24 protein-coding genes and 1 pseudogene are annotated in these 23938 nt (G+C 70.3%); 12 read left to right on the forward strand and 13 right to left on the reverse strand.

Annotation, left to right across the window (positions count from 1 at the left end; genetic code table 11):
• The 4 genes from QA861_RS44155 to QA861_RS44170 form a co-directional block, all read right to left on the reverse strand.
• The gene (locus QA861_RS44155; protein ID WP_334594580.1) at positions 1 to 2625 is read right to left on the reverse strand and encodes an AfsR/SARP family transcriptional regulator; all 2625 of its coding nucleotides are present in this window, start codon (positions 2623 to 2625) and stop codon (positions 1 to 3) included.
• Positions 2626 to 2891: 266 nt separating this feature from the next.
• On the reverse strand, positions 2892 to 3824 hold the full coding sequence (locus QA861_RS44160) for a glycosyltransferase family 2 protein (RefSeq protein ID WP_334594581.1): 933 nt from the start codon (positions 3822 to 3824) through the stop codon (positions 2892 to 2894).
• Between the two features lie 136 nt (positions 3825 to 3960).
• The gene (gene tnpB / locus QA861_RS44165) at positions 3961 to 5418 is read right to left on the reverse strand and encodes an IS607 family element RNA-guided endonuclease TnpB (protein WP_334594582.1); all 1458 of its coding nucleotides are present in this window, start codon (positions 5416 to 5418) and stop codon (positions 3961 to 3963) included.
• Positions 5415 to 5999 carry an IS607 family transposase gene (locus tag QA861_RS44170; RefSeq protein WP_334594583.1) on the reverse strand — a complete coding sequence of 195 codons (585 nt, stop codon included), beginning with the start codon at positions 5997 to 5999 and terminating at the stop codon, positions 5415 to 5417. Before QA861_RS44170 ends, tnpB begins: the two co-directional genes overlap by 4 nt.
• Before the next feature lie 185 nt (positions 6000 to 6184).
• On the opposite strand from QA861_RS44170, the gene QA861_RS44175 reads away from it, so the two are divergent.
• Positions 6185 to 6646, forward strand: coding sequence for a TetR/AcrR family transcriptional regulator (locus tag QA861_RS44175; protein ID WP_334594584.1), 462 nt, complete (start codon positions 6185 to 6187; stop codon positions 6644 to 6646).
• A 192-nt stretch (positions 6647 to 6838) separates the two neighbouring features.
• Here QA861_RS44175 and QA861_RS44180 read toward each other — a convergent pair whose 3' ends face one another.
• The 5 genes from QA861_RS44180 to QA861_RS44200 all read right to left on the reverse strand — a co-directional run bounded on the left by QA861_RS44180 (position 6839) and on the right by QA861_RS44200 (position 11174).
• Entirely contained in the window at positions 6839 to 8275 is a 1437-nt protein-coding gene (locus tag QA861_RS44180; RefSeq protein ID WP_334594585.1) for a Tat pathway signal sequence domain protein, read from the reverse strand.
• Positions 8276 to 8495: 220 nt separating this feature from the next.
• Complete coding sequence (locus QA861_RS44185) at positions 8496 to 9752, reverse strand: acyltransferase family protein (RefSeq protein WP_443041654.1); 1257 nt, start codon at positions 9750 to 9752, stop codon at positions 8496 to 8498.
• A gap of 250 nt (positions 9753 to 10002) precedes the next feature.
• Entirely contained in the window at positions 10003 to 10323 is a 321-nt protein-coding gene (locus QA861_RS44190) for a hypothetical protein (protein ID WP_334594586.1), read from the reverse strand.
• Positions 10313 to 10468 carry a hypothetical protein gene (locus QA861_RS44195; protein ID WP_334594587.1) on the reverse strand — a complete coding sequence of 52 codons (156 nt, stop codon included), beginning with the start codon at positions 10466 to 10468 and terminating at the stop codon, positions 10313 to 10315. The genes QA861_RS44190 and QA861_RS44195 overlap by 11 nt, the downstream gene beginning before the upstream one ends.
• A gap of 475 nt (positions 10469 to 10943) precedes the next feature.
• Positions 10944 to 11174 carry an ATP-binding protein gene (locus tag QA861_RS44200; protein ID WP_334594588.1) on the reverse strand — a complete coding sequence of 77 codons (231 nt, stop codon included), beginning with the start codon at positions 11172 to 11174 and terminating at the stop codon, positions 10944 to 10946.
• 17 nt (positions 11175 to 11191) lie between these two features.
• On the opposite strand from QA861_RS44200, the pseudogene QA861_RS44205 reads away from it, so the two are divergent.
• The 6 genes and pseudogenes from QA861_RS44205 to QA861_RS44230 form a co-directional block, all read left to right on the forward strand.
• Positions 11192 to 11470, forward strand: a pseudogene (locus QA861_RS44205) (hypothetical protein); the annotation flags it as partial.
• A 21-nt stretch (positions 11471 to 11491) separates the two neighbouring features.
• A complete protein-coding gene (locus QA861_RS44210; protein WP_334594589.1) occupies positions 11492 to 11782 on the forward strand; it encodes a hypothetical protein in 291 nt (96 codons plus the stop codon).
• 114 nt (positions 11783 to 11896) lie between these two features.
• Positions 11897 to 12169 (forward strand): hypothetical protein, encoded by a 273-nt coding sequence (locus QA861_RS44215; RefSeq protein WP_334594590.1) that lies wholly within the window; start codon positions 11897 to 11899, stop codon positions 12167 to 12169.
• Positions 12166 to 12558: a type II toxin-antitoxin system VapC family toxin gene (locus QA861_RS44220; protein ID WP_334594591.1), complete on the forward strand. Its 393-nt coding sequence runs from the start codon at positions 12166 to 12168 to the stop codon at positions 12556 to 12558. The genes QA861_RS44215 and QA861_RS44220 overlap by 4 nt, the downstream gene beginning before the upstream one ends.
• Positions 12559 to 12799: 241 nt before the next feature.
• Entirely contained in the window at positions 12800 to 13237 is a 438-nt protein-coding gene (locus tag QA861_RS44225) for a hypothetical protein (RefSeq protein ID WP_334594592.1), read from the forward strand.
• A gap of 350 nt (positions 13238 to 13587) precedes the next feature.
• On the forward strand, positions 13588 to 13770 hold the full coding sequence (locus QA861_RS44230) for a hypothetical protein (RefSeq protein ID WP_334594593.1): 183 nt from the start codon (positions 13588 to 13590) through the stop codon (positions 13768 to 13770).
• 107 nt (positions 13771 to 13877) lie between these two features.
• On the opposite strand, the gene QA861_RS44235 is transcribed toward QA861_RS44230, so the two are convergent.
• Positions 13878 to 14432 (reverse strand): hypothetical protein, encoded by a 555-nt coding sequence (locus QA861_RS44235; RefSeq protein WP_334594594.1) that lies wholly within the window; start codon positions 14430 to 14432, stop codon positions 13878 to 13880.
• Positions 14433 to 14514: 82 nt separating this feature from the next.
• Entirely contained in the window at positions 14515 to 14856 is a 342-nt protein-coding gene (locus tag QA861_RS44240) for a DUF5713 family protein (protein ID WP_334594595.1), read from the reverse strand.
• 162 nt (positions 14857 to 15018) lie between these two features.
• Here QA861_RS44240 and QA861_RS44245 point away from each other — a divergent pair, with 162 nt between their 5' ends.
• Positions 15019 to 15528 carry a GNAT family N-acetyltransferase gene (locus QA861_RS44245; RefSeq protein WP_443041697.1) on the forward strand — a complete coding sequence of 170 codons (510 nt, stop codon included), beginning with the start codon at positions 15019 to 15021 and terminating at the stop codon, positions 15526 to 15528.
• Between the two features lie 56 nt (positions 15529 to 15584).
• Here the strand turns inward: QA861_RS44245 and QA861_RS44250 are convergent, their stop codons facing one another.
• Positions 15585 to 16130 carry a MarR family transcriptional regulator gene (locus tag QA861_RS44250; RefSeq protein WP_334595047.1) on the reverse strand — a complete coding sequence of 182 codons (546 nt, stop codon included), beginning with the start codon at positions 16128 to 16130 and terminating at the stop codon, positions 15585 to 15587.
• 84 nt (positions 16131 to 16214) lie between these two features.
• On the opposite strand from QA861_RS44250, the gene QA861_RS44255 reads away from it, so the two are divergent.
• From QA861_RS44255 to QA861_RS44270, 4 genes are all read left to right on the forward strand, one after another.
• On the forward strand, positions 16215 to 17072 hold the full coding sequence (locus QA861_RS44255; protein WP_334594596.1) for an alpha/beta fold hydrolase: 858 nt from the start codon (positions 16215 to 16217) through the stop codon (positions 17070 to 17072).
• A 233-nt stretch (positions 17073 to 17305) separates the two neighbouring features.
• Positions 17306 to 19066, forward strand: a complete 1761-nt coding sequence (locus tag QA861_RS44260) for a SpoIIE family protein phosphatase (RefSeq protein ID WP_334594597.1) — start codon at positions 17306 to 17308, stop codon at positions 19064 to 19066.
• Between the two features lie 37 nt (positions 19067 to 19103).
• A complete protein-coding gene (locus tag QA861_RS44265; RefSeq protein ID WP_334594598.1) occupies positions 19104 to 19625 on the forward strand; it encodes an SRPBCC family protein in 522 nt (173 codons plus the stop codon).
• Between the two features lie 127 nt (positions 19626 to 19752).
• Positions 19753 to 22860, forward strand: coding sequence for an FG-GAP-like repeat-containing protein (locus QA861_RS44270; RefSeq protein WP_334594599.1), 3108 nt, complete (start codon positions 19753 to 19755; stop codon positions 22858 to 22860).
• 22 nt (positions 22861 to 22882) lie between these two features.
• On the opposite strand, the gene QA861_RS44275 is transcribed toward QA861_RS44270, so the two are convergent.
• Entirely contained in the window at positions 22883 to 23836 is a 954-nt protein-coding gene (locus tag QA861_RS44275; RefSeq protein WP_334594600.1) for an alpha/beta hydrolase family protein, read from the reverse strand.
• Positions 23837 to 23938 lie beyond the last annotated feature (102 nt).

Here is a 23938-nt window from a genome sequence, read left to right on the forward strand (position 1 = left end):
TCAACCCTGGCCGGCCGTCGCCGTGTCGCCGCTCGTCGTGTCGCCGCTCGTCGTGTCGCCGCTCGTCGTGTCGCCGCTCGTCGTGTCGCCGCTCGTCGTGTCGTCCGCGGCCAGTTCACGGGCGAAGTCCCTGACCAGGTCGTGGGGTGCGTACCGGCCGTACGCGGTCTCCTCCACGAGGGATACGTCGACGAGGCGGTCCAGGGCGGCTCCGGCCCGGCGTTCGTCGGTCGCGGTGAGACGGGCCAGGAGCGGGGCGTCGTACGTGGGCAGGTCCAGGGCGCCGATGCGGCGCAGGACGAGGGCCGCGTCGCGGTCGGTGTCGCTGGCCGAGGCGCTCAGGGCGTCGTGGGCGCCGGCGAGGGATCTGCGGACGCTCAGGTCGTCGTACTCCAGATGCGGCAACCTGCTTCCCCCGACGGCCAGTTGAGCGGCGAGCAGGTCCGGAGTGAGGGCCCGGCGAGCGGCGAGCCTGGCGGCTACCGCGTGCAGGGCGAGCGGGAGGCGGCCGGTGAGTTCGACGAGGGGGTGGTCGGCGTCGAGGCCGCCGCGTCCGGAGACCGCGCGCAGCAACTCGGCACTGTCCGCGCCGGTCAGGGGGGCGAGGGGGAAGCGGTGGGCGCCGTCGAGGGCGGTCAGCGGGCAACGGCTGGTGACGATCACCGCGCAGCCGGGGCCCGCGGGAAGCAACGGCCGTAGCTGTGCGGCGCCTTCGGCGTCGTCCAGGACCAGCAGCGTGCGGGTCGGGGCGAGGAGGGAACGCAGTAACGCGGCTGCCCCGTCCAGGTGTTCGGGGACATTGCGTGGATCGGCGCCGAGGTCGCGCAGCAGCGCCGTGAGGGCCTGGGCGGGAGCGAGCGGGGGCATGTCGGCGGTGCCGCCGTGCAGGTCGACGTACAGCTGCCCGTCCGGGAAGCGCTCCCGGAGGGTGTGGGCGACGTGCAGCGCCAGGGCGCTCTTGCCCACGCCGGGCATCCCGTGGACCACGACCACGGGGGCACCGGCCGCGCCCGCGCCCTCGGACCCGGGACGCCCCTGCGGGGCCAGGGTCCGGCGCAAATCGTCCGCGACGGCTGTACGGCCGGTGAAGTGGGCCGGGGGCGGCGGGAGTTGAGCGGGGCGAGGCACGGGGAGCGGTGGGGATGCCGGCGCGGAGCGCGAGGTCGGCACGGGGTGCGGTGACGGCGCCGGGTGCGGTGACGGCGCGGAGCGCGAGGTCGGCGCGGGGTACGAGGTCGGCGCGGGGTGCGAGGTCGGCGCGGAGCGCGAGGTCGGCGCGGAGCGCGAGGTCGGCGCGGAGCGCGAGGTCGGCGCGGAGCGCGAGGTCGGCGCGGGGTGCGAGGTCGGCGCGGAGCGCGAGGTCGGCGCGGGGTGCGAGGTCGGCGCGGAGCGCGAGGTCGGCGCGGGGTGCGGTGACGGCGACCCGCGTCGTGGGGCGGGTGCGGGTGCCGATCCGGGCGATGCCGACGAGCCGCGTCGCGTGGTCGGCGCCGGGGTCCCTGACGCCGGCCCAGGTGGGGGCGTTCGCACGGGGGCCGGTCGGGGGGCCGAACGCGATGTCGGCTGTGCGGGGACGTAGGGCCTCGCCAGGTCGGTGGTCATCGCTGGGGCGGCAGGCATCACGACGCCTCCCGGGGCCCGCTGAGCCGCCGGCCCCCTGGAGTCTCCCAGCCGCACAGCGCCCGCTGACGCTGCCGAACTTTTCGCCGCCGCGGGATCTGCCGCGCCCGCTGCGCCTGGGAGAGTCGCCGCACCTGCCGGGCCCACGGCGCCCACCGAGCTCGTCGGATCCCCCTCGCCCCCCGGCAGCCTCAGTACCTCCATGTGGGCCGCGCGGATCGCCGGGCCCGGTTCCACGCCGAGTTCTTCGAGGAGGCGGTTGCGCAGGTCGCGGTGGACGGCGAGGGACTCGGCTCGGCGGCCGGTGCGGTGGAGGGTGAGCATCAACTGGCGGTGGTAGGCCTCGCGCAGCGGGTGTTCGGCCGTAAGGGCCGTCAACTCCGGTACCAGGGAAGGAAGTCGGGGGCCGCCGACGTGCAGCTCCGCGTCGTAGCGCCATTCCAGCAAGAGCAGACGGGCCTCCGTCAGGCGCTGGGTGAACGCGTAGCCGAAGGTCTCGGGCGGGAGGCCGGTCAGTGGGGCGCCGCGCCACAGGGCGAGGGCCGACGCGCTCTCGGTCAGGACACGCCGCCAGTCCTGATTGGCGTGGGCGGCCCGCGCCCGTTCGACGTGGGCGTGGAAGACGTGCGCGTCCAGCTCGCCCGGGCCGACCCGCAGCAGATAGCCGGGCGGCACCGCTCTCAGGCGGCCCGGATCGTCGAGGAGGCGGCGTAGCCGGGCCACATGGTTGTGCAGCGAGGCCTGCGCGGAGGCCGGGGGCGCCCCGCCCCACAGTGCGTCCTTGAGCGTCTCGACCGGGACGACCCGGCCGGGTTCGAGGAGCAGGGCGGCGAGCAGCGTCCGTACCTTGACGCTGCCGATCGGCTGGACCGGAGCGAGAGCAAGGGCGGAGGCGGAGGCGGAGGCGGGGATCGGCTGGATTCCGTCTCGCGTAAGGCTGTTGGGGGCGTGGCCGTCGTAGAGGACGGGCGCGCCGAGCAGTCCGAACCGCAGACCGCACCGCATGTCGTCGCCTCACTGCCCTCTCGTCCGTCAACCGGATCCCATGTTAGCGATCTGTTGGCGTGGCCTGATGTGATCACCTCAACGGAGCCGGTCCGAGGGTGCGCGCGTATGTCGCGCAGCTCGGGGGAGTGTCGCCGTCGCGGCCGGGTCCGGATACGCGAGAGGGCCCCGGGTCGCCAGAGGTGACGACCGGGGCCCTCGTATCGCGTGGCGTGTGCGGCGGGCCTGTTGGGAGGGCTCTCAGAGAACGTCTGGTTCCGCCCGGTTCACAGGACGGGCGGGCGGCCCAGCCGGGTCAGTGTCCACACCGTTCGCCAGCGCATCGGGCGGCGTTCGCCGGCCGGTTCGCGCAGGCCCTCCACGAAGCCGGCGAACCAGGCTCGCAGCGTGCGTGTGGAGCCGCCGCGCAGGACGGTGATCGCGATCCACACGGCCAGGTGCACCGGGATCAGCGGCAGCGGGAGCCGACGGCGGACCAGCCAGACCCGGTTGCGGGCGGTGACCCGGTGGTAGATGGCGTGCCGGGCGGGCGAGGTGCTGGGGTGGCGCAGCAGGAGACGCGGTTCGTAGAGGATCTTCCAGCCGGCGTCGACGGCCCGCCAGGCGAGGTCGGTCTCCTCGTGGGCGAAGAAGAAGGCGGCTGGCCAGTCGCCGGTCTGGTCGAGCATCTCCATACGCAGGGCGTGGCCGCCGCCGAGGAACTGGGTGACGTATCCGCCGAGCATCGGGTCGCCCGCGCCGGGCCGGGGGACGTGCCGGCGCTGGGTCACGCCGTTCTCGTCGGCGATCCGGAAGCCGACGATGCCCAGTCGGGGGTCGGCGGCGTACAAGTCCCGTACGCGGGAGAGGACATCGGGGTCGATGAGCAGGCCGTCGTCGTCCAGGTCGACCACTACGTCGATGTCGCCGAACTCGCGCAGCCGGGCCAGGGCCACGTTTCGGCCGCCCGGGCAGCCGAGGTTCTCGTCGACCTCGATGGTGGTGACCTCACCGGAGAGGCCGGGGAGTTCGGGCAGGGGACAGCCGTTGCCGACGAGCACGATGCGGTCAGGGGCGAGGTCCTGCTTGGCGATCGACTCCAGCAGCGCGTTCAGCGCGACGGGCCGGTTTCCCATGGTCACCACGGCCACCGCGATACGCGGTTCCACCGCCATGCCACCCACCAGACCCACCTCGTTCCGGCCGCCGACGTACACCATCGCGGTCGGATGCTATCTGTTTACAGTAAGGATGTATTAAGTACGCATTGAGTACGTCTCTTATCCATAACACCGTTGCCGAGACCGTAGTCAGGTCTCAGTATTCCGGAAGTTTCTGCCCGGAAGGTCCGTCACATCACCAAAGCAGGAGGGCTTCGGCTTGAGTACGGTCTCTCGCTTCCGTCTGCCGCTGATGCGGCAGGGTTGCGCCACCTGCCCGCCCCGCCTCCGCCTTGCGGCGGGGGCGGGTGGCGCGGGTCTTGTGGTCGGCTCCACGAGGCTTCGACACCGCCGGGGCGGTGTCCTGGTCTCCGGCCACTCCGGTACCAGTCACGCAGGCTGCCGCGAGGGCGGCGAGGTTGAGCGCGGCGTTGTCGTCCCGGTCGATGACCAGACCGCAGGCGTCGCATTCGTACGTCCGGACGTGCAGCGGCAGCTTGGCTTTCACCGCACCGCACCCGGAACAGGTCTTCGAGGACGGGTACCAGCGGTCGGCGACCACGAGGCGGGTGGCGTAGCGCCGGCGGGTCTTGTAGTCGAGCTGGCGGCGGATCTCGCCGAATCCGGCGTCGGCGATCCTTCGGGCCAGACACCGATTGCGGAGCATGCCGGCGACGTTGAGGTCTTCGATCACGACGGTGCCGTACTCGGCGGCCACTGCGGTGGTGAGCTTGTGCAGGGCGTCTTCGCGGAGGTTCGCCACGCGGTGGTGGACCTTGTTCCGCTGGGCGTTGGCCTTCTCCCACCGCTTCGACGGCTGCGCTCCGGTGCGCCGGTCGGGGCCCTGGCGTCGGGACACCACGCGGGAGGCGCGGCGCAGCTGCTTGCGCGCCCGGTCGTAGTGGCCGGGATTGGGCGCGGTGCGGATCTCGCCGGTGCTGTCGGCCATGACCGCGAGGGTCTTCACCCCGAGGTCGATCCCGACCGCTGTGTCCGGCCGCGCCACGCGTTCGAGGTCGCGCTTCACCTCGGCCTGGAAGGAGACGAACCAGCGTCCGCGCTCGTGCCGCACCGTCGCGGACAGAATCCGGGCCGTCCCGGCCTGGACACGGGTGAGGAGCTTCACCGTCGGCTCATGGACGCGGATCGTGCCCAGCCGGGGCAGTGTGACGTGCCGGCCACCGGCCTCGACACGGATGGTGCCGGTGGTGAACCGGCAGGACAGAGGCGTCTTCCGCTTCGACTTGAACCGCGGCATACCCATCGCACGGCCACGGCGCTTGCCCTGCTTCGACCTGGCGTAGTTGTCGAACGCGGCGGCGGCGTTCGCCAGGCCGGTGGAGTACGCCTCCTTGGAGTTCTCCTCCCACCAGGCGGCGAACCTCGGGTCGGTGTGCTTGCCCTCGTTGAACGCCTTTCGCAGGGCGGGCAGCGACCACGGCCGCCACTTCGTCAGACCGGCCTCCGGGACGCCGTAGGACTCCTCCGCACGGCGCTGCCACCACGACGCCTCCACCCACCCGACAGCCCAGTTGTACGCGGCACGGGCGGCACCGCAGTGTGAGCGCAGCGCAGCCTCCTGGGAGGCGTTCGGGTCCAGAGCGAACCGGAACGCCTCCACCACGAACCCGGGCTGCGCCTGGAACTTCTTCATTCGGCGGCCTCGGCGGTCGCCACGGCCACCGCGCGGGCGGCGCGGTTCTTCGCCGCCCGCCGCCCGTACAGACGCGCACACATCGACGTCAGTACCTCAGTGATGTCCCGCACCAGGTCATCGGCGTTCTCGGTGGGGTCGAGGACGACCAGCCGCCGCCCGGACGCCGACAGGACGGCTTCGAGAGCCTCGACGCCGAACCGGGCCAGCCGGTCACGACGCTCGACCACGATCACCACCGTCTGCGGGTCGGACAGCAGGCGGTGCAGCTTGCGGCGCCGTCCGTCCAGCCCCGAGCCGATCTCGGCGACGACCTCGGCGACGGCCAGGCCGAGCCCGTTCGCACCGGCCACGACCCGGGCGGCCTGCCGGTCAAGGTCTACCTTCTGGTCGGCGGACGACACCCGGCAGTACGCCACCACCCGCCCCGAGGTCGCAGAGACGGCCGGAGCGGGCTCAGCGACCAGCCACGTTCCCGACGGCGCCTGGCGGACCGGAACAGGCATCTTCCCGTCCTTCACCCATCGCCAGGCGGTCTGGTAGCTCACGCCCTCCTGCCGCGCCCACTCCGAAAGCTTCATAAGGCCAAGATATTCGAGAAGGACGACTAGGGATGACTATGAATGACTAGAAAATCTGTAGCAGCTTTCACCCCTACGGCTTTCGGCCGGAGCCGGCCTCACCCCAGGGCGCCCTCTACCACCACTTCCCGCCCAAGGAGGCGATCGCCACCGCGCTGCTGGAGGCGCAGGGCGAGGCCCTGGTGGTGCCGGACCAGCCGACGAAACTCCAGGCGGCCATCGACCTGACCCTGAATTTCGCCCAGCGGCTCCAGCACGACACGGTGCTGCGCGCGAGCGTACGGCTGACGGTGGAGCAGTCGTCCTTCGCCCAGGGCGAACTCCTGCCGGGGACGGACATCTCCGAGGTCGCGTCGACGGTCGTCGGCTCGTTCACCGGTCTGCAGGTGATGTCCCAGGCGTACAGCAACCGGCGGGATCTGCCCACGCGGATAGCGGCACTGTGGCGTCTGATCCTGTCCGGTCTGGCGGCCCCGGGGATACTGCCCCGACCGCGCACGACGATGCCGCCGGCTCCAGTTGCGGAAGCGGCGGTCTCAGAAGCAGTCGGGGAAGCCGTGGAGGACGTACCGATGGACTCGGAGAAGGAAGAGAAAGACGTGGCGAAGGCCGCGGTCAAGGAGGACATGGGAGGAACCGCGGGTTAGGAGACCGTCTCCAGCAGGTCGAGACCCTCGGGGTTTCCGACGCCGGCACGCAGCTGCTCGACGAGCCGGGCGATGTTCTCCTCGTCGCGCCGTACATGCTGAACCACGCCCTGGTGAGCTACGCGCTGCGGGTGCGTGGGGCGGGGCGAAACTCCTTTGTTCCAGGGCGCGTTCGGGTAGGGGTCAATACGACTACGCGTGAAGGGGGTTGGTGCGGGTCGCCGCCAGCAGGTACCAGGCGGTGGCGCCGGTGTGGCGGTACGGGTAGTAGCCGAAGCCGAAGCCCGTGTCGAGGGGGCTGCTGGCCGAGACGACCCCGGCGCGTTCGGGCAGGGCCCGGGTGCCGACGGTCTGGCCCGTGCCGAGGAGTTCCTGGGCCCGCTCGACGGAGGCGATCAGCCGGTGGGCGCGCGCCTCGTCGCCGTGTCCGGCGCGGTCCCGGAGGGCGAGGGCGAGGTGCGCGGTCCCCTCGAACCAGACGCCGTTGCGGTCGGGCTTCGGCTGGAACTCGGCGATGGGGGCGGCCTCGTTCGCCAGCAGGCTCGCGGAGCTGAAGGTGACGCCCTCGTACGACTGTCCCGCGGGCACCGTGCTGTTGGTGCGGTCGGCCCGGTCCAGGACGGCGAGTTCGGTGGCGGCCCAGTCCAACGACCTTGAGTACTTCCGCGAGTTGAGAGCCAGGTGGGTCCAGGTCTGGGTGTCCTCGGGGATCGGGGACTTGTTGACGGTCACGCCGTCGTTGGTGCCCGTGTAGAAGAACCCGGCGCCCGCTGTGCCGGCCGGCTCCCACATCTTCTCGACGAACGCCCGTGCCACCGCCCGCCGTTGCCGCCAGACCGGGTCCCCGGTGAGCAGGGCGAGTTGCCCGAAGAGGGCGACCAGGTCGGTGTTGTGCTCGGTCGAGCTGAACGGCAGTTTCGCGTTGCCGCCGTCGACGCCGAACTTGTAACCGCCCAGGGGCTGTTCGGTGCCGGCGTTCAGCTGGATCCAGGTGCCGATCCGTACGGCGCCGTCGAGGAAGCGGCGCTTCCCGGTCCGGCGGGCCAGCGCGGCGAGCGCGATCCCGGCCCAGGCCATGTCGCCCACGGCGGTTCCGGTGAACCCGAACTGGGTGCCGACGTTGGCGGTGCCATCGGCCCGCACGAACCCGTCGGGCTGCGCGACCCCGTCGAAGAAGACGTACGGCCCGACGTTGTAGGCCTGCCGAAGCCTTCCGTCGTCGTACACCGGGTCGTGCGACTGCGCGTACAGCAGGGCGTCCCCGAGTGCGACGGCCCGGCGCCGGCCGGCCTCGGTGCGGGTGGCGAGGTGGGCGAGTACCGCGAGGGCGTTGTCGTAGGTGAACGCCGTGCTGAACAGGCCCGCCTGGTCGGTGTAGCTCTGGGTGAGGCGGATGTCGCCGTGGTCGGGGTAGGCGTCCATGGCGGCGGCGAGGAAGGAGTGGGCCCGGCGCTCGGCGGCCGCGACGGAACTCCCGTAGCCGGTACGGGAGTTGGCGGCGTCCGCTGTGCCCGAGCCGGCGACCGTGAGCGCGACGGCACCGAGGCCGGCGGCTCCGATGAGCGTGCGGCGGCTGAGCGCGGGGCCGGGCGCGTCTTCTCCGTCGGACCTGCCGATTCTGCCGTTCATGGGTCTCCTCTGCTCGGCTGAGAGCGCTCTCACGAACGCGCGGGCTCATTCTGCTTGTGCACCGGGGGCGGGTCAACGCCCCTGCTGTGCACGCAGGTTGAACTGCCGCAACCAAAGCAGGACGGAAGTACGACGGGTGTACGACGGATGCACGGCGGAAGGAGGAAACCCCGGGCCAGGAGGGTGACCCGGGGTTTCGGCAGAGGGGGCGGCGGCCCGGTCAGGACATCGACGAGGCGTTGCGCAATCGCGCGAACGACGTGTCCAGTCCCCGTTTCATCAGCCGCGCCAGGGGAGCTTCCACCAACTTGTGCACCAGCCAGCTCAGTACGAGGAAGCCGGCGATGACGGAGACGACCAGGAGCCGGGCGTCCATGGTGTCGCGCAACCGGTTGATGAGCGTCGTACCGACCAGGTAGTGCGTCAGATAGAACGGGTAGGTCAACGCACCCGCCGTGACCAGCCACTTCCAGCGGATACGGTCGGTGTAGCCGAGCGAGACGGCGACCATCACCAGCAGGAACACGGTGAAGATCAGCACGCTGCCGCGCCAACTGGAGACCCGTTCGACCGTGTCGATGCGATGCCCCAGCTCCCGCTGCCCCATCAGCCAGGCCAGGGCGAGGATGCCCCAGAGCAGCAGGTCCTGGCCGAAGCGGTACATGAGGTAGAGGGCGAGGCCGGCGATGAAGTACCAGGCACCCTCGGGGTTGATGATCAGTGTCGCCGGTCGGAACCCGGCCGCCGGCGTGATCATCGCGGCGGCGCCCCAGAGGCAGCAGAACACCACGACCTTGCGGTACGTCAGCCCGGTCACGACGACGGCCATGAAGAGCAGGTAGAAGCGCAGCTCCGACCAGAGGGTCCAGTACACGTTGTCGACGTTCGAGACGAACGAACCGGACTGCATCATCGTGAAGTTGAGCAGGACGTCACGTGCACGGTGCCGCGGCCACACACCGGGCATGACGATCAGAGCCACGGAGGTGAAGATGATGCCGAACCAGTACGCCGGGTAGAGGCGGATCACGCGGGAGGTGAAGAACTGACGCGGGGTGCGCCCCCAGCACGACATACAGATGACGAACCCGCTGATCACGAAGAAGATCTCGACGCCTATCCACCCGTACGCGGAGAACCGGAACCAGGTCGGCATGATGTCGGAGACCGGCCGGTCCCAGATCGCGTTGCCCGGCTGGTTGACCCGCCAGGTTCCGGCGTAGTGGTGGAAAGCCACGACGAGGGCGGCGAGCAGACGGAGCCCGTCGATGGCGTAGAGCCGACGGTCACCGCGCCCCGGGATGGCGGCGCGCTTCGCGGCCGTCCGGGTGGGCTTCTTCGTCGTCCCGGTGGGCCCGCGCGACTGCTCGGTCGTGGCGAGCGGGAGAGGCTGTCGGGGCGACGGGATCACTTTCTGCATCCCGCCCACGACCCGCCCGCGCATCGGCTGCCCGCTGTCCGCGCCCTGCATCGACACCTGATTCCCCCATCACAAAGCCCGCCCACGTCAACCGACCACGCCCCGAAAACGGCGGCGGCGGCCGACAGCGGAACGGCGAGCGCTTGCCCGGCAGCAGTCACGGCAAACCCGCGAGCACCGTAGAACCTCATGGTTCACGCACAGAGACTTCTGGGGCACATCGAGGGTTGTAGAGCGGATGGGGTCGGGTTTCGACAAGATGTGGAAGGTTTTGTTCCTGTTGATGTTGGTGCGAAGTCCCGTCGCCCTACGATTCCTCGAAGGGCTCGTCACTCCAGCGGAACCAGGCCTGACCGCCCTGGATGTGCAAAAGGAATTCTGCAACGGGTCCTGACGGGGCTACGAGGGTGAGGGCTTGGGCGATGCGGTCATAGGCGTCGTCGAACTCCTCGTACCGCTCCGCCTCGATGAGGGCGAGCGTCTCGGCGAACCACGGCTCGACTTCCGCGAACACCGGCTCGGGTACGAAACGGCCGCTCAGCCAGGGGAAGTCGGCGTCCTCGATCATGATCTCGCCGAGCAACACCCTGTCCCGCTCCAGGCGCCACGCCTGACCCTCAAAACCCATCTCGGCCCGCTTCCTTGTCCTCGTCGTGCTCGTCCTCACCGTCCGGCCCGTGAGGAAATCCGAGCCGGTCCAGGAGCGTGGCGAACTGTTCCTCCGCGAAGACCTGGCGCGAACGCGGCACGTCCTCGACGACGTTCACCGACAAGGCCCGGCCCCATCTGGCCGATTGGACCCAGGCCAGGGCGTCCCGCTCTTCCAGGCTCCCGGCCGCACCCTAGATCCCGCCACTGACAACGGGCGCCGACCCAAAGCGGACCCTCAGCGTCCTGGCCGCCCGAACGGGTCCGGCCTCGACCGTCCCTCTGCCGCGGGGCGCGGTTCCTCGCCGAGGGCCTGGACGACGTAGAGGCGTACGACGTCGTCGTGCGGCGCGTGTTCCGGAGGGCGGGGTGAGCTGCGTAACGGCGGCTGCCAGCGAGGTTCTTCGGGCGCGAGGAGGGCGGTTCGGTTCGCCGGTGGGGCATGTTGCGTACGTCTGCGCCGGCGGGCGTGGTGGGGGCTGAGGAGGGTCCAGACGTACGGGTCCGGTGTGCGCGGTGGCCGGGCGAGTTCGGGTAGCGCTGGTGGGCTCGGCGGGCGGGGGCGGAGTACGGCGGCCAGCCTGGTGAGCAGTCGTGAGGTCAGCCGGAACACGCGGGGGCGACTTCCGGGCGCGGCATCGGGAAGGTGGCCCAGGCGCACTCGGTGAACCGGCGCAGGTCGTATCCCCATCCCCCGGCCAGCGCCTCGATGACGGCCAACCCGCGCCCGTCCTCGTCGTGTTGGCCAGCGGCGCGTGGTGCCGGGGTCTTCTCCTTGTCGGGGTCGGAGACCTCCAGGAGGAGTTGGCCTGTGTGGAGGGTGAGGGTCACTTCGACCAGGGAGAAGTGACTGGCGTGCGTGGCCGCCTCGGCTTCCCGAGCAGCCGATCTTCTATCCGGTCCTCAACGAGGACTACGCGATCAGGATCGCGCGCGACTGGAACGTGAAGCACGACGGTGCCGGCTTCGTCACCCGGTTCGAGGTCGACTCGGAGTTCCTGAGCCGGTATCCCGTCCAGCAGGCCGGTGGGCGGACGATCCTCGAACTCTGGATTCCGGCTGAGGAACTGGACGACCTCAACGACCACATCGTCGGCGAGATCCAGGTAGTTCACGAGTTCCACTGAAGCAGGGGGTCGCGCCACCGCATGCCGTCCGCACCTAAGAGTCCGCCGGGCCCCGAGTGGGAGACCGTCTGCCGCGTCTGTGGATACGACGACGGAGTGGAGCCCTTCTGGGAACAGGGCTGGCCCAATGAAGGTGCCATCTGCCCGTGCTGCGGCAACGAGCCGAGCATGAGCGACGTCGGCGTCATGGGGATCCGTAGCTACCGCGGGTACTGGCTCGGCCAGGGCGCCCCGTCGAGGTCACCGAGTTCTCGCCCGAAGGACTGGGACCTGCTGGAGCAGGTGGCCCAGATTCCGGCCGAGTGGCGCTGACCACCTATTCGGAGGCCGCGGGCCTGCCTCTCTGTGCGATGAGTTCTTCCTCGTGACGTCCCGCCGCGAGTGCGCGATCAACCCCAATAACAAAACTCTTGTTAAAGTGACGTCATGGCCGCACCCCCCGCCCCCGGCGAAGGCCCCGTCCGCCCCGTCTCCGTCTCTCTCCATGAGGGCACCATCGCCGCCCTCAAGGAGCGGACCGGCAAACGAGGGATGTCCGCGTACGTCGAAGCCCTCATCCAGCGCCAGCTGGAACGGGACCGGCTGCGCGAACTCATCGAAGAAGCCGAAGTCGAACACGGCCCGGTCGATCAGGCCGCCGTCGAGGCCAAGCGGGCGCTGCTGCGTGGAGGCACGGCCGACTCAGCGGACGCCGCGTGACGGGGACGCTCGTTCTGGACTGCGAGGGGCTGTCCAAAGTCGTACGACGCGCATCCGACCTCACCGAGTGGCTCGCCGCTGCCGAAGCCGAGGACATTCGCCTCGTCGTCAGCTCCGTCACCCTCGTCGAAGCCCGCGATCCGAGGACCAGCCAGGCCCGTTTCGACCACGCGGTCTCCCGCGTCAACATCGTCCCGCCCACGGAAGCCATCGCCCGTCACGCGAGCAGGCTTCTCGCCGCAGCAGGCCTGCACGGGCACAAGTACGCCCTCGACGCGATCGTCGCCGCCACGGCACTCGCCTCACCGGCACCGGTGACCGTCCTGGCCTCGGACCCCGAGGATCTCCGCATGCTGTGCGGCACGCATGCCCATGTGATCAAGGTCTGACCGTCGAGTCTCCGGCGGCGGTGTCGTGCTACCCGTCGCCAAAGGGCTCGCGTGATTTCTGGGGACGGCAACCTACTCTCGGGTGGCCTGGCTCAGACACGAAGCTGATCTCTCCATGCGCTGACCTCGCGCTTTCATGGGCTGGGTCGTTCTGCCCGGCGCATGCCCGTCTGGCGCGCCCTCCGAACAGGAACTTCGCTGTAACTGGTAGACAGCGGGCTCTCCTGCAAGGCTGCGGACCATGGACGGTGAGTCGTTGGATGGCGAGGACTATGCGTCGGTTCATCTGGCCACGCAATCGTTGACCCCGCGCTATTTCGGCACCCTGACGCTGAACGCTCGCCTGGAGGGGTGGGCCGAGTTCGTGACGGACGTCGAGGATGGCTTCGACAGCATGTGGGCCTGGCAGTTCGACAACGACGCCACTCATCGTGATTGGCTCCACGACGCCTGGCCGATCCTGACCGAGCGGGTCCGCAGAGTCCGTCAGCCTGAGCTCGATGCCTTGGACGAGCGATTCCGGGCGGCCACGGCACCAATGACGCCGTTCGGTACGAGCCCGAGCGAGATGGCCGAGCAGACACGGTGGTGGAGGTTCCGTTACCCGCTTCGGGTGACCGGAGACCCCGATGCTGAACTGCCTGCGAGGTGGTCGCCGCCGCCCGTTCACATCGAGTAGGACCGGTCGCGGTCCAATGGGTGGCCGAGAACGCAAAGAGTGCTGTTGGTGGAGAGGGGCCGCAAAGCCGGGTCGGACACGACGTTGGCACCGTGACAGCACGAGGCGCGGGCTGTGCACGATCCAGGCAAGGTTGTTCTGGCACCTCGCCCTGACGGTGGTGCTGGGTGGGCGCTGTCTGTCGGATGTCGGCCCAACGGACGGTCATCTCCCGCGGTCCCCAGCTGCCCGGCTCGTCGTCGACCGTGAGGACCTCGTACTCCTGGTCGTGGTCGTGCAAGGTGCTCCCGTAACGGCCCGAGTGGACCGGTTTCCGGTAGCGCTGATGACGGCAGCCGTAGCCTTCCGGCATGACGCGCGAGGGTAGGTATCGGTGGCGGACCCGGCTACGGCGGGGCCTGCCGTGGTTCCTGGTCGATCGCGGGATCGCCGGGAAAGGCACCGCTGATTGCGGCGCGCACGAGTGGTACAACCACGACGGCGTTGTCGCGCGTTGCTACCACTGCGAGGTCGGCGAGCGGTCCTGGCGGTGACGAGCAGGGTGGCGCTTTAGCCATCAACGTGTGGCTGCGCCCCTCGGGTTGTCCCGCAAATGGTCGCGGAACCGGCGCGGAACTGTCCGGGAGGGGTGGCAACTCGCTCAGCCAGTCGCTTGGGGAGTGTCCAGGGATCCAGCGAAGTCGGCGAGCGTGCGGAAGTCGTCGTTGATCAGACCGATACGCGGATTGACGTGGTGCAGGAGCCCGGGCCCGCGATGGTGGGCGGCCACGTATGCCTGATCCAGATCGCTCTGTTCGTCGTCCACCCAGGCGAAGGCACGACCGTCCGCATAGTCCACGAGGGGGCCGGTCTTCCAGTGGATCCCGTCGGGGCGGTCCTGCAACAACGCGTCGCCGAAGTCGACGAAGGGGAGTTCGGGAAGGCCTATCACCGGGGCGATCCACCGGTTGGCGCCGTCCATCCATGTGGTGGCCCAGCACAGCTCGAAGCCGAGTTGGAGCAGTGATCGCCCGTGCTCCGGGTTGAGCCAGACCCGCAAGGGCCGCCGCCGGGACAGAAGTCCTCGGTGTTCGTCCGAGGTTCCGCTGCCGTGGGGCACTCTGAGAGTGGTGTAGCCGTCGGGCCGCCTCTCCGGCTTGGCCGCATAGGGGCTGAGCGGCCCGTCCACGTCGAGGAACAGCAGCGGTCTGTTCACGATCCCCCCGGTCCTACTCCACATCAGCTGCGCCATGAAAGCGTAGCCGCGCACGAACTTGCCGCTGCGGCCAGCTTGCCCCTCACCACTCCCGGGTGGCGATCAGCTCCTCCGCGTCCGCGTCCGTGAACCCGTAGGCCTGCGCGACGAACCAGAAGTTCTCTCCGATCTCCTCGCGGGCAACCGTCTCGATCTCGCTCCCGGCCGCCTCGAAGTCCGCCTCCAACAGGTTGAACTCCTCCGTCGCCGCCTGGGTCAGCACGTACAGCGCTGACAGATCCGACGGCTGCTCAGCCTCGATCCGCTCGCAGAGCCGCACCAGGATCGTCCTGCCCTTGTCGACGACGCGGTCGGGGTAGTACGAGTCCTCGTACAACAGCCCCAGAAACGCATGCTCCGCTGCCTGCTGGTTCGTGATCGGCATGGCGCCCCGCCCCCGTAGAAGAAGTGATGCGCCGATCATGCACGCCACCACTGACATCGACACCGCCCCTGAGCTTCCAACCGCCCGTGACCAGCACTTCCACAAGCCTGCCTGGCTGCGCGACGAGCCCTACCTCGTAACGTCCCGTCACGAGCGCGACCCATCCCATGCGACCTCTTCGCACTCCACAGCAGCGCCTACGTGCTGCGCTACTGGGACGCGCCACCGTGGAGCGAACGCGTGCGCGCCGAGAAGTTCATCACGGCTTGCCGACAGATGGCGCAGGACGGCACCGGGGCACGGCTGGCCGTAGATCGTGTCTCCGAGGGGGCGTTCATCGGCTGGTGCAGTCTGAGCAGGTGGAATCCGGACTACCGCAGCGCGTCGCTCGGCTACTGCTTCGCCGATGCGGCGTGGGGCCACGGCTACGCGACCGAGTCCGCGCGCGCTCTGCTGCGGTGGGCATTCGACGCGCTGGACCTCAATCGCGTGCAAGCTGAGGCCGATACGCGCAACGTGGCTTCTGCCCGCGTGCTGGAGAAGCTCGGCTTTGTGCGCGAAGGGACGTTGCGGGAAGACTGCGTCGTCAACGGCCAGGTCTCTGACTCATGGGTCTACGGGCTGCTCAGGCGGGAGTGGCAGCCGTCGTCCGAGCCGGTCCCCGCCCGCTGAGGTCCACCCGGGTTCGGCCGGCAGGCGGGGCCGGAGCAGGTTTCGTGATCATGGAGTTACCGCTCTCCGTCACCGCTCTCCGTCACCGCCGACCTGTGCCTGTGCTGCCCCTGTGGCTGACCGAACCGCTGTGGGGCCGGCGGCCCGCCTGGGGTGGCTGCGGGCGTCGACGCGTCGTCGGCGGGAGCGGCTGCTCGAAGGGCAGCGGTCAGGTAGCGGTGCACGACGTCCAGTTCACCCGGGGTGAACTCCTGGGCCGCGTCGACGAGATTGGCGATGAGCGAGCCGAAGAAGGACCAGCCCAGCTCCACGGCCTTCGGCTCGACCGTCAGCACGACGCGTCGCCGGTCGTCTTCAGCGCGCCTGCGACGGACGAGCTCCAGGCGCTCCAGCCGGTCGAGCAGGGCGGTCGTGCCCGCCGAGTTGAGCCGCAGCGCCGCACCGAGCCGTCCCGGGCTGACGTCGATGCCCGCCCGGTCTGCGTCAAGCAGGTGGATGAGGGCCCGCAGATCAGTGGGGTGCAGGCCGTTTCGCCCGGCGAACTCCGCGCCGCGCAGATCAAATTCCACGGTCACCGCGCGCAGTAGATGGATCAGCCGCATCGCGGGGTCGTTGTCATCGCTCACCGAGTTACTATCTCGCCGAGCGAGAGAATCGGTCAACGAGAGATTCCCGGGAGGTTCGTTGTGTCCTCGTCCCAAGAGTTCTTCGCGGCGTACGACGCGATGCTCGCCCGCTGGCCCACTGGTACCACCGAGATCGACGTTCCCACCCCGTACGGCACCACCCGCGTCCACGCCTACGGGCCGGCCGGAGCCACCCCCGTCCTCCTTCTGCACGGAGGCGGTTCCACCGGCGCCGTCTGGTTCGCCAATGCCCCGGCACTCGGCAGGCACCACCGGATGCTGGCCGTCGACATCCTCGGCGACGCCGGACACAGCGTCCCCAGCGGGCGCCCACTGCGCTCGACCACCGACCTGATGGCCTGGCTGGACGCGCTGCTCGACGGCCTCACCGTTTCCCGCGTACACCTGCTGGGCCACTCCTACGGCGGCTGGCTGGCCCTGACCTACGCCCTGCACGCCGCACGGCGGGTCGATCGGCTGGTACTGCTCGACCCCACCCAGTGCTTCGCCAACTTCAGCCCCGGTTTCCTGCTGCGCTCGCTGCCGGTGCTGCTCCGCCCCACACAAGCCCGCGCCGGCGCGTATCTGAACCGTGAGACGGCGGGCACGGACACCGACCCGGACTGGAAGCGGCTCTACGCCCTGGCGGTCTCGGGCTTCACGAACCGGAAACTGGTCGTCGGCCGCCGCCCTGACCCCACGGCGCTGAGTGTTCCCCTCCTGGTCCTTCTCGCCGGTCGCAGCGACGCCCACGACGCCGCGAAAGTCGCGGTCCGCGCCCGCAAGGCCGTACCGGACGCCCGGGTCGAGATCCTCACCGAGCTCACCCACTTCGCCATGCCCACCGCCGTGCCCGCGCGGACGAACCACCGGATCGCCGACTTCCTGGCAGGCGGCCACGAGGAGCAAGCCGCCTGAACGAGGTCTGAAGAGGATGAGGCGGAGTGTGGCACGGTGGAGCACCTCTGGAGCAGAACAGCCACCTGGGCGGCCCTGCCTGCCGAGCGGCCGGAGTACCCGGACCGTCCCCCGGGCTGCCACCGCCCCGACAGTGGTGATCACGGTCTCCCCCCTCAGGGACACCAAGACAACCGGAGTTGTCCTCCCCACCTCCACATGCGCTCCCCCCCGACTCGTGATCGGATGCTGGAGTGGACCGGCAGCGGGCCGGCGACGTGGGCGCGGGCAAAGGTGAGGGTGAGGGCCTGGGCGTGGAGGCGCCGGAAGGTGATCCGGGCTTCTGGCGCGTGTGGTCCGCGCGGGTGCGTGAGCTGCTCGGGCAGATTCTCGACGGGACGCCCGCCGCGATCGCCGTCCTCGACACCGAGCTGCGCTACCGGTACGTCAACGCCACCCTGGCGCAGATGAACGGCGTACCGGCCGCCGAGCACATCGGTCGTACCGTCGCCGAGGTCGTCCCGGGTGTCGAGGCACGTGAGGACGTACTGCGGGCCGTCATCGACGACGGAGTCCCGCGCGAGACGGTCTCCAGCGGGCACACCCAGGCCGACTCCCCGCTGGAACGCCGCTACTGGCACGGCGCCTACCACCGGCTGAGGCAGGACGGCCGGACCCTCGGCATCGTCGGCATCGTGCTGGAGATCTCGGCCGCCCGGCAGGAGCAGCGGGAGCTGGAGCGGGCCCGTGAGCGACTCGCGCTGCTCGACGAGGCCGCCACCCGTGTCGGTACCACCCTGGACATGGACACCACCTGCCAGGAGCTGGCCGAGTTCCTGGTGGCGAAGCTCGCCGACGCCGCCACCGTGAAGGTTCTCCCCGAGCACGGCACCAGCCGGGCGCCCCGCGACGGATCCCTGCGGCTGCGCCGGGCGGCACTCGCGGCGGTGCCCGAGCTGGAGGCGGTGATGCGGCCCCTGGGGCGGCCCGGCGAGTACGTCGACCACCAGCCCGGCTCGTCCGTCGTCCGGTGTCTGGCGGCCGGGCGGCCGGTGATCGACAACCTGATGGACGAGCGGGACATGGGCCGCGCCGGGGCCCACACCGGAAACGTATCCGCCTATCTGGCCGCCGGCATCCACTCCGCCCTGATCGTGCCGCTGACCGCGCGCGGCCATGACGTGGGCACCGTCACCATGGTCCGGGCCGGCGAGTCGCCGGTGTTCGACGAGACCGACGCCGTGATCGCCCAGGACCTGGCCGGCCGGGCCGCCATCAGCCTGGACAACGCCCGCCGCTACACCACCGAGCACGACGCCGTCGTCCAGTTGCAGCGCGCCCTGCTGGCCGAGCCGGGCCGGCCGCACCCCGATATCGATGTCGCCTACCGTTACCGGCCCGCCGGACGGGGTGTGCTCGTCGGCGGGGACTGGTTCGAGACCGTCGCCCTCGACCACGGACGTACGCTGCTGGCCCTCGGCGACGTGATGGGCCACGGCCTGGAGGCCGCCGTCGCGATGAGCCGCTACCAGGCCATGCTGCGCGTGGTCGCCGCCCGCGAACCCGGCCCCGACCGCATCCTGCTCGAACTCGACCACCTGCTGCACACCACCGCCGCCGACCGCCCCGCGACCTGCCTGATCGCCATCGCCGACCCACGCCGGGGCACCTGCACGTACGCCAGCGCAGGGCACCTTCCCCCTGTCGTCTTCCGCCCCGACGGCCTGGCCACGCTCCTCCCGGTGCCACCCGGACCGCCCCTGGGCACCGGCCACAGCCGCTACGTCTCCTTCACGGCCCCCTGCGAGCCGGGCCACACCCTTCTCCTCTACACCGACGGCCTGATCGAACGCCGCCACGAGGACATCGACGCCTCCCTGCGCCGCCTCACCCGCATCCGGGGCTGCCCGGCCCCCGAGGAACTCCTCGACCTGGTCCTCGACCAGGTCGCCCCCACCGACCCGGAGGACGACATCGCGCTGGTCGCCGCCCGGTACAACCTGGCCGGAAGCTAGAATTCCGGGCCGGTCGACGAGAGGGAGCAGGGGCGCCATGACAGCGGAACGAGCACAGCAGGAGGAAGATCAGGTGGAGCAGGGGGAGCAGGTGGAGCGGTTCGAGGTGGTCCGTGCCATCGCTGCGCCGGCGGCCCGGATATTCGGCCTGCTGTGCGACCCCGACGGGCATGTGGCGATCGACAGTTCGGGCATGCTGCAGGCCGCCGACGGCGACACCGTACGCGCAGCCGGGGACTCGTTCGTCGTACACATGGACCGCGAGGCGCTGAACGACCGGCCGTTGGGCCGGTACGACGTCACCGTGGAGATCACCCGGTTCGAGCAGGACACGCTCATCGAGTGGACGCCGACGTCGCCCGCCCTCCAGCCCTCCGTCAACCACCACTTCGGCTACCGGCTCCGCCCCACGGCGGACGGCACCGAGGTGACCTCGTACTACGACTGGAGCCGCATCCACGAGCGGTACCGGGCCGCTGGGATCTTCCCCATCCTCCAGGAGTCCGCCCTGCGCGCCACCCTGGGAATCCTGGCCCGGACCGTCGAGCGGACCGCCTGACCAGCAGCGGTACCGATCACCGGTAGCGGTACCTGGCAACGGAGGGGTCAGAGGCGGCTGTTAGCCTCGGGCCCTCGTTTGGGGGACGGCCGGGGGGCTGGACCTTCTTCTGCCCAGGAGGTCCACGTTGGCCCGTCGTATCGCTGGCCGCGCCGCAGGTCGTACCGCCGGTCGTGCCACCGCCCGTGGCGTCACAGCCGCGCTCGCCGTTCTCGCCGTGACCGCCGGTCCGGGTCCGCTCGTCGTTCCGGTCGGCGCGCAGACCGCCGTAGCGGCGGCGGACACGGTGTTCCAGTCGGCCCGCTATGTGCCGCGCAGGGATCACTCGTACGTCGCCGGCCCGAGCGGCTATCTGCACGCCCAGGAGGGCAGGTCGGGCTACCTGTGGACGTCGTACGACACCGGTGCGACCACCGAACTGGGCGCCCTCGCCCGGCTCGACTTCCCGGCGTACCTCGGATCGTCGTCCGACACCGTGGCCGATGTCGTCTCGCCCACCGAGAAGGTCGTCCTGCGGGACATGACCGCCGGCACGGCCACTGACGTCGCCCTCAGCCACGGCACGTACCTGGCCACGTACGGCAGGCACGTGCTGACCCAGGCGCAGGACACCGGCGGCAACCGGACGCTGTGGCTGTACGGGGAGGGCGCGCCCGCCGAAGGCACGACGGTCGACGGCTGGCCGACCGGGATCACCACCAACTTCACGACCCTGGGCGGCGACAGCGACACCGCCGTCATCAGCTACGCCCTCGGAGGCAAGCGGCACCTGGCGCTGGTGGACCTGGCCGCCGCGAAGGTCGTCGGCGACGTGGTCGTGTCCACGGCGCCGACATCCGTCGCGCTGAGCGCCGACCGGCTGGTCTGGTACGCGTCCGGCACCACCGCCCACGTCCTGAACCGCGCCGACCTCTCCGCCGCCGAGACGACGGTGACGGTGCCGGGCACCGAAGGGGTCCCCTACCTGGGCATCGCCGGGCGCTGGCTGGTGGTCGCCCGTTCCGTGCCGTCGGACCCGTCCAACTCGGCCGACCTGTCCGGCGAACAGCTCATGGCCGTCCCCTTCTCGGGCGGCGCCCCGCTCACCCTGCTCCGGCACGCGAACACCTCGCTCACCCCGACGCCCGACGGCGGCCTGTTGGTCGCGGGCGGCGCCGACTCGGGGCACTGGGCGGTGCGGAAGATCGCCGACACGGGGGCGGACGCGCCGACACTGACGGAGGTGACCGCCGTTCCGCCGGTGGCCGCCAAGATCGACCGGTTGTCGCTGCAGAACGGCAACCTGGCCACCGACGAGGCCGACAGCAGCTTCATGGGCGCCTTCTACACCCGCCGGATCTCGACCACCGGGACGTCCTACTCCCCGGGTGCGCCGGCCTGGCGGGAGTGGGACGGCTTCGGAAGGACGGGCCCGTACTCCACCGGGGACGGACGCACGGTGACCTTCAAGGCCGACCCCACCACCAGCGGGTCCGGTTCGTACGTCCAGTCCCTCGACGATGACGACGACGCGGGCTCCTTCTACCTGCCCTCGGCCGCCGGAACCGTTCTCGACGCCGCCGGCCGTTATGTGGTCGTCAACGGCTCCTCCCCCGCCAAGCAGTACGTCGGCGACCTCGGCGTCCACACCAACCTCCAGCCCATCCTCACCCGCTCCGTCACGGCAGCCTCCGTCTGGGGATCCAGGCTGTGGACCCCGGGCACCGTCAAGGGTGTCGTCGCCGCCCGGGACCTGAAGTCCGGCAGGACGACCGACACCGTCAGCACCGGTGCCCCCTGCGTGGCCAAGGAACTCCAGACCGTCGGCCGCTGGGTCTACTGGTCCTGCGGCCCCACCGCCTCGGCCGGCGTCTGGGACCGTACGACGAAGAAGAACATCCCCGTCCCGTCCGGCGAGGCCCTGCTCGGCGACGGCTACCTCGTACGCCACGACACCTCGGCCGGGGTTCTGCTCCTGACCGACTTCGCCGACGGCAGCGCGGCCACCCGGCAGATCGGCGAGCTGGCGGCGGGCAACTCCAGCCTGCGCGGGGCGAGTTGGACCGTGGACAAGTTCGGCGGACCTGCGGCGTACGTCGACTCGGCCAACCGGATCCATCTGGTGCCCAGCGGAGTCGTCCCCCAGCCGCTCGGCATCGTCGAGTCCGAGGCCACCGACAACAAGCACGACGGCGACGGGGAGACCAACCCGTGGTGGCAGTGGCGCGGACTGCTGAGCAGGCCCGCCACGTCCTGGAAGGCGACGATCACCAGCAAGGCCACCGGCGCCCTGATCCGTACGTTCACCGGTGGTGAGGCGGACAGCGCACCGACCGTGCGCTGGAACCTGCGCGACACGGCGGGTGTCATGGTCCCCAACGGCGCGTACACGTTCACGCTGACCGCCCCGCCCGCCGACGGCTCCGGAGCGGCGCTGACGGTGTCGCGCACGGTGAACATCTCCACCGCGGCCCCGGTACGCCACGACTACATCAACAACTCCTGGGAGCCCGACGGCATCGGCGACGTCGTCGGTCTCAAGTCGTCCGGTGTCATCAGCTACATTCCCGGCAACGGGAAGGGCGCGTTCGGCACCACCATGTCGGCCTCGGGCTGGCCCTCCACGGTGACGCTGGTCCCGTTCGGCGACCTGAACGGCGACCGCGACAACGACATCCTCGTGCGGTACAGCAGCGGCGAGCTGCGGGCGTACCGGACCGGGCACGCGCAGACCTTCACCACCAGCACCGCGCACACCTCGTTCGGCACCGGCTGGAACCAGTACGACCTCCTCACCTACCCGGGCGACATCACAGGCGACGGCCGCCCCGACCTGATCGCGCGCAAGGCGTCGACGGGCGAGGTGTTCCTCTACAAGGGGACCAGCGGGAACAGGCTGGCGGCACGGGTACTCATCGCCGCGAACTGGTCGGCGTACAAGAGGATCGTGGGCGTCGGCGACTTCAACGGCGACGGCCGCGGCGACCTGCTGGCCCAGGACAGGTCCAACACCCTGTGGCGGTTCGACGGAACGGGCACCGGCGGCTTCAAGGCGAGGGTGAAGGTCGCCGCCGACTGGGGCTCGAACTACAACGCCGTCATCGGCATCGGCGACATCACCGGCGACGCGAAGCCGGACATCGTGTCCCGCGACACGGCGGGCAACGTGTGGCGCAACTCCGGCGACGGCAAGGGGTCGTTCGGCCCCCGCACGAGAATCGCGACGGGCTGGCAGGCGTACAAGGGCCTGTACTGATCCTCGCTCACCTGGGCGCCTGTCACTTGGACCGCACCCGGCCGAGCGGGTCGGCGTCTGCCGTCAGTTCGTCGCGTGCCGTCCGCCAGGCGGGGTCGCCGGGGTAGAGCTCGGTACGGAGGTACGCCCAGGTGAGCCGCTGGAGTGCGGACACTCGCGCCGGGCTCTCGTCCGTGGTCTCGGCGACGTCGTAGCCGGAGATGCCGCCGAGGCCGTGCTCCGCGTCGAAGAGGGTGAGCAGGGACTTGGGGCCGGGGGCGAGGGCGTACGGGTCTGTGTGCCAGTCCGGGCCCATGACGGTCAGGTGGGCGGAGGCGTCCTTGTCGCCGGCGACCACGAGCGTGGGTGTGGTCATGGCGGAGAAGTCGGTGGTCGAGAAGAAGGGCCAGTTCTCCCTGACGTGCGGGGTGAGGGCGTCGCCTCCCCGGCCGGGCGCGGCGAGCAGTACGCCCGCCTTGATCCTGGGCTCGGTGAGGTTCACTTCCTCTCCGTCCTGCGGGTCGGTGAGCCTGGCGCCGAGCAACAGGCTCGCGGTGTGCCCGCCCATCGAGTGCCCGGCGACGGCGATCCTGTCCCGGTCCAGGCGGCCGGGGAGGTGCGGGACGGCGGCCTCGATCTCGTCGAGCCGGTCGAGGACGCGGGACATGTCCTCGGCGCGTGACCGCCAGTAGAGGGGTGCGCCGGGGGTGTCGGCGGGCAGGTTCAGCGTCGTCGAGCTGAGATGGGTGGGCTGGATGACGACGAAGCCGTGTGCCGCCCAGTAGTTGACGAGGGGGGCGTAGCCGTTGAGCGAGGAGAGGTTGTTCGAGTAGCCCTGGCCGTGCGAGAGGAGGACAACCGGCAGGTCATCGTCCCCGGTGACGGATGTGGTGACGGGCGCAGCGACGGGTGCGGAGACGCGTAGCCGCAGGTCCACGGCTCGGTCGGGCGTCGGCAGCACTATCGGGGCGATCGAGAGGACAGGGGTCTCCCTCATGGCGCGCACTTCCCTTACACTGGGAACGAAAGCGGAACGTTGCTCCGTTTACGATACGGAGCGCTGTTCCGCTTTGTCAAAGGCGGAGACGGCGTAGCCGGC

Origin of the sequence: Streptomyces sp. B21-083, assembly GCF_036898825.1 — a bacterium.
GTDB lineage: Bacteria > Actinomycetota > Actinomycetes > Streptomycetales > Streptomycetaceae > Streptomyces.

Excerpts from the sequence above, each read along its gene's own strand:
- QA861_RS44170 (WP_334594583.1), bottom strand. The coding sequence starts at position 5,999 with ATGAAGCTTTCGGAGTGGGCGCGGCAGGAGGGCGTGAGCTACCAGACC.
- QA861_RS44180 (WP_334594585.1), bottom strand. The coding sequence starts at position 8,275 with ATGAACGGCAGAATCGGCAGGTCCGACGGAGAAGACGCGCCCGGCCCC.
- QA861_RS44240 (WP_334594595.1), bottom strand. The coding sequence starts at position 14,856 with ATGCCGATCACGAACCAGCAGGCAGCGGAGCATGCGTTTCTGGGGCTG.
- QA861_RS44250 (WP_334595047.1), bottom strand. The coding sequence starts at position 16,130 with ATGCGGCTGATCCATCTACTGCGCGCGGTGACCGTGGAATTTGATCTG.
- QA861_RS44215 (WP_334594590.1), top strand. The coding sequence starts at position 11,897 with ATGGCCGCACCCCCCGCCCCCGGCGAAGGCCCCGTCCGCCCCGTCTCC.
- QA861_RS44225 (WP_334594592.1), top strand. The coding sequence starts at position 12,800 with ATGGACGGTGAGTCGTTGGATGGCGAGGACTATGCGTCGGTTCATCTG.
- QA861_RS44160 (WP_334594581.1), bottom strand. The coding sequence starts at position 3,824 with ATGGTGTACGTCGGCGGCCGGAACGAGGTGGGTCTGGTGGGTGGCATG.
- QA861_RS44265 (WP_334594598.1), top strand. The coding sequence starts at position 19,104 with ATGACAGCGGAACGAGCACAGCAGGAGGAAGATCAGGTGGAGCAGGGG.
- QA861_RS44230 (WP_334594593.1), top strand. The coding sequence starts at position 13,588 with ATGACGCGCGAGGGTAGGTATCGGTGGCGGACCCGGCTACGGCGGGGC.
- QA861_RS44190 (WP_334594586.1), bottom strand. The coding sequence starts at position 10,323 with ATGGGTTTTGAGGGTCAGGCGTGGCGCCTGGAGCGGGACAGGGTGTTG.
- QA861_RS44275 (WP_334594600.1), bottom strand. The coding sequence starts at position 23,836 with ATGAGGGAGACCCCTGTCCTCTCGATCGCCCCGATAGTGCTGCCGACG.
- tnpB (WP_334594582.1), bottom strand. The coding sequence starts at position 5,418 with ATGAAGAAGTTCCAGGCGCAGCCCGGGTTCGTGGTGGAGGCGTTCCGG.
- QA861_RS44155 (WP_334594580.1), bottom strand. The coding sequence starts at position 2,625 with ATGCGGTGCGGTCTGCGGTTCGGACTGCTCGGCGCGCCCGTCCTCTAC.
- QA861_RS44210 (WP_334594589.1), top strand. The coding sequence starts at position 11,492 with ATGCCGTCCGCACCTAAGAGTCCGCCGGGCCCCGAGTGGGAGACCGTC.